Here is a 3,529-nt window from a genome sequence, read left to right as displayed (position 1 = left end):
GCCGAACTTGCCCTCTTCGCCACCAAGGAAGACGAGAAGCGCCGCGATCGGATCATCACCGCCCTGGCCCGGCTCGCCCAGCTCGGCCGCGCCGCCGGCATTTATCTGGAGGTCTGTGGGCAGCGCTTCGGCTCCGAACTCGGCAAGGGCATCACGATGCTCCGCGCCCAGCTCACCGGCCGCACCGCCCACCGCGTCAACGACGAAGCCAGCGCGAACATGGCCTTCGGCGACATCGCCCCGGACGCCGTCCTGGCCGCGATCTCGATTCCCACCGACACCCCCGGCGTCGCCGTCACCGGCGACTCGGCCGGCGGCTGGGCCCGCATCCGTGCCCCGCACACCTCGCTGCGGCACGCGGTGAACGTCTGCAACCGGCACGCCGACTTGACCCCGGACCTGCCTGCTCTTGCGCCGTTTCGGCCCGCCCTCGGCACCGTCGCCCCGGTCCCGGCTGTCGAGTCGGCCCCGGCTGCCGCCTGAGCGTTGCCCCTGCCTCGGTCGGCGCGACCGTCCTTCGCGCCGGGTCCCTACCCGCTCCATGCCTGAAGGAGAGCCCTTCTCATGCCTCAGTCTCTGGCAGCACTGGATGACCTCCTCCCGGATGACTTCCTCGCTCAGCTCACTGCCTTGCGGGAGGCGCGTGATCAGCTGGACCGGCAGATCCGGGTGTACCTGGCCTACGGGCGGGAGTTCACCGGCCCTCGGCCCTACACGCTGGCCTCCCTGGCTGATGCGGCCGGGCTGTCGATCTCCGGAGTCCGCACCGCTTACACCCCGGCTAATCGCGACACCGTGGCTCACGCTCTGGGCCGCGGCCCCCGGAGCCGGTCATGAGGACGCCCACCCGCTCTCTCCGCCTGGACGCCGTGCTGGTCCAGGCAGTCATCGCCGGAGCGCTGTCCTTCGCCCACCTGCACGACCTGGCCGCCGCCGCGGGACAGGACGGCTGGAAGGCCTGGGCCTACCCCATCTCGGTGGACCTGCTCTTCGTCGCCGCCTGGCGTCGGCTGCGCTCCGACGGGCCATCCCGGCTGGCCTGGTGCTGGTTCCTGATCGCCCTGGTCGCCTCGCTCGGCGCCAACATCGCCACCGCCGGACTCCTCGACCTGAGCGACGTCCCGGCCTGGCTGCGCATCCTCGTTGCCGGATGGCCCGCCCTCGCCTTCCTTGGCGGCACCCTCCTCGCCCACGCACCCACGGCCCGGCCCTCGGCTCCGCCGGCACCCGCCGCCCCAGACCCGGCCCCGGCCCCGGCCGCCGAGATGGAGCGCGAACCAGCCCCAGCCGCCGAGTCGGACCCGGAGCCCGTGGCCGTCCCGGCGCCCGAGGAACCCCCCGCGCTGCCGGTCGCCGAACCGGCCCCGGCTTCGCCGCCGGCGGTTCCGGTTCCGGCTGCGCTGGTCGACCACGCCCGCAAGGTCGCCGCCGACCACGAACACCGCACCGGCTCCCGGATCGACACCGACACCCTGCGCGCCCGCCTCGGCGTCCCGCCGCACCTGGCCGACGCCATCGCCGCCCAACTCGCCTGAACCGAAAGGAGAACCCTCGTCATGCCTGCCCGTGACTTCTTCCACTCCGTGATGCGGATCGGCCCGGTGCAGATCGGCACCCACCGCGACCGGCACGGCCAAACCAAGCACGCCGCCGTGTGCAGCTCCGATGGGTGCGGCTGGTCCGCCGACTACACCAGCCAGTCCGCCGCCCAGCTCGCCGCCCGCACCCACCGCTGCAAGATCCGCTAGGAGGCCATCGTCATGGACGTCCCGCTCTGGTTCGCCCTGCTCTGCGTCGGAGTTCTCGGCGTCAAGCTCGTCCGCCCGCCCTGGTGGCTCATCGCCGTACTCCTGCTGGGCGGCTACCTCCTCGCCGACAGCCTCCTCGCCCCGGTCATCGACACCGCCATCGAGTAACCCACGGAAGGGAGCACGTTTATGTTCCGGCCCAAGCTTCCGACCATGCCCCAGCCCACCGGCCTGGTCACCCCGCCCGCCGTCGTCGAGCCGACCACCATCACCCCGGGAGCCCAGGCCACGCCGCCGGCCCCCGCCGCCCCGGCCTCGACTCGTCCCACGGTCCAGCTCACCCCGGGCACCGCACTTGCCCTGGTCGGCAGCGGCACCGCGGTCGTCCTGGTCGTCGGCGCGGTCCTGGTCTCCATGCTCCTGGCCGTGGCCATCACCGGCGCCTCGGTCGCCGTCTGCGCCCTGGTGATCCGCTCCCTGGTCAACACCGACGCCAAGCGCCGCTAGTGGCCCCCGGGGCGGCATCCGTCGCCAAACTTCCGCCGCCCCGGGCGCCTTGCCACCTTCCCGATCCAACGGACCCGAAAGGCATGCCCATGATGCCCCAGCACGACCCGGCCGCGCGTATCTGCCGCGACTGCGACGGCTTCCCGACCGTCGCCATCACCACCGGCACCCGCCACCCCGACGGGACCCGCGCCACCCTCCGTGTCACCTGCCCGACCTGCCAGGGCACCGGCCGCACCCGCCCCGTCGCCCTGGCCCGGGCCGGGAGGTAACAGCGTGAGTGACACCGCCACCCTGGCGGGCCTGGACCCGATCACCCTCGGCGATCTGCTGCGGGTGGCCGGGTCCCCGGGCTTTGATCGCTGGCAAGACCAGATCCGTCGCACCGGCGGCTGCGCCGACCCGATCCACCTGACCGGCTGGACGCTCCACAAGGACAAGACCACCGGCGTCACCCTGCACCACTACTCCACCGAGAAAGAGCCGGGCGGGCGGCTCCGTGTCGCCTGCGGCAACCGCCGTGCCTCGCGCTGCCCGTCCTGCGCCTGGACGTACGCGGGCGACACCTACCACCTGATCCGTGCTGGGCTGGCCGGGGACGACCGCCGGGACATCCCTGCCACCGTGCGGGATCACCCGCGGGTCTTCGCCACCCTCACCGCCCCGTCGTTCGGCCGCGTGCACAACCAGCCCGACCGCGGCACCTGCCGCTGCGGCACCCACCACGCCCTGGGCGCCCCGGAGCTGGGCACCGCCCTGGACCCTGCCACGTACGACTACGCGGGCGCGGTGCTGTTCAACAACCACGCCGGGCAGCTGTGGCAGCGCTTCACCAACCGCTTGCGCCGCGAGATCGCCGCCCGCGCCGGCATCACCCAACGCGAACTCAAGGAGTGCGCCCGGCTCTCGTACGGCAAGGTTGCCGAATTCCAAAAACGCGGCGCCGTGCACTTCCACGCCGTGATCCGCATCGACGGACCCGACGGCCCGGACACCCCGCCCCCGTCCTGGGCCACCGTGGATCTCCTCGCCGATGCGATCCGCGCCGCCGCCGGCCACTCCTACACCTCGGTATCGGTCCCGGCCGTCGACGGCCAACCGGCCCGGACTTTCCGCTGGGGCACCCAGCTCGACGTCCGGCCGGTAAAGGCGTTCGGGGACGGCTCGGAGATCACCGAACAGGCCGTCGCCTCCTACGTCGCTAAGTACGCCACCAAAGCCGCCGAGAACACCGGCACCCTCGACCGCCGCATCGGGGAACTGTCCGAACTCGA

The 3,529-nt window shown here is 72.7% G+C and carries 8 protein-coding genes; all 8 read left to right on the top strand.

The window, feature by feature from the left end:
- Positions 1–483 (top strand): FtsK/SpoIIIE domain-containing protein (locus IEZ05_RS36055; RefSeq protein WP_268255252.1); only part of this gene is annotated, 483 nt, incomplete at its 5' end.
- Between the two features lie 81 nt (positions 484–564).
- Positions 565–837, top strand: a complete 273-nt coding sequence (locus IEZ05_RS36050; RefSeq protein WP_189234548.1) for a hypothetical protein — start codon at positions 565–567, stop codon at positions 835–837.
- Positions 834–1,535, top strand: coding sequence for a DUF2637 domain-containing protein (locus tag IEZ05_RS36045; protein ID WP_189234547.1), 702 nt, complete (start codon positions 834–836; stop codon positions 1,533–1,535). Before IEZ05_RS36050 ends, IEZ05_RS36045 begins: the two co-directional genes overlap by 4 nt.
- Positions 1,536–1,556: 21 nt before the next feature.
- A complete protein-coding gene (locus IEZ05_RS36040) occupies positions 1,557–1,748 on the top strand; it encodes a mobile element transfer protein (RefSeq protein ID WP_189234546.1) in 192 nt (63 codons plus the stop codon).
- Between the two features lie 12 nt (positions 1,749–1,760).
- Entirely contained in the window at positions 1,761–1,916 is a 156-nt protein-coding gene (locus IEZ05_RS36035; RefSeq protein ID WP_189234545.1) for a hypothetical protein, read from the top strand.
- A 21-nt stretch (positions 1,917–1,937) separates the two neighbouring features.
- Positions 1,938–2,255, top strand: coding sequence for a SpdD-like protein (locus tag IEZ05_RS36030; RefSeq protein WP_189234544.1), 318 nt, complete (start codon positions 1,938–1,940; stop codon positions 2,253–2,255).
- A gap of 92 nt (positions 2,256–2,347) precedes the next feature.
- Positions 2,348–2,527 (top strand): hypothetical protein, encoded by a 180-nt coding sequence (locus IEZ05_RS36025; RefSeq protein ID WP_189234550.1) that lies wholly within the window; start codon positions 2,348–2,350, stop codon positions 2,525–2,527.
- Between the two features lie 4 nt (positions 2,528–2,531).
- Positions 2,532–3,529: replication initiator protein RepSA (repSA, locus tag IEZ05_RS36020; protein ID WP_229870021.1), on the top strand; the 998-nt coding region annotated here is incomplete at its 3' end.

Source organism: Streptomyces flaveolus (assembly GCF_014648815.1).
GTDB lineage: Bacteria > Actinomycetota > Actinomycetes > Streptomycetales > Streptomycetaceae > Streptomyces > Streptomyces flaveolus.
This window is presented reverse-complemented; position numbering and strand designations above follow the sequence as displayed.

Coding starts and splice junctions, on each gene's coding strand:
- IEZ05_RS36035 (WP_189234545.1), top strand. CDS start 1,761: ATGGACGTCCCGCTCTGGTTCGCCCTGCTCTGCGTCGGAGTTCTCGGC.
- IEZ05_RS36030 (WP_189234544.1), top strand. CDS start 1,938: ATGTTCCGGCCCAAGCTTCCGACCATGCCCCAGCCCACCGGCCTGGTC.
- IEZ05_RS36025 (WP_189234550.1), top strand. CDS start 2,348: ATGCCCCAGCACGACCCGGCCGCGCGTATCTGCCGCGACTGCGACGGC.
- IEZ05_RS36050 (WP_189234548.1), top strand. CDS start 565: ATGCCTCAGTCTCTGGCAGCACTGGATGACCTCCTCCCGGATGACTTC.
- IEZ05_RS36040 (WP_189234546.1), top strand. CDS start 1,557: ATGCCTGCCCGTGACTTCTTCCACTCCGTGATGCGGATCGGCCCGGTG.
- IEZ05_RS36045 (WP_189234547.1), top strand. CDS start 834: ATGAGGACGCCCACCCGCTCTCTCCGCCTGGACGCCGTGCTGGTCCAG.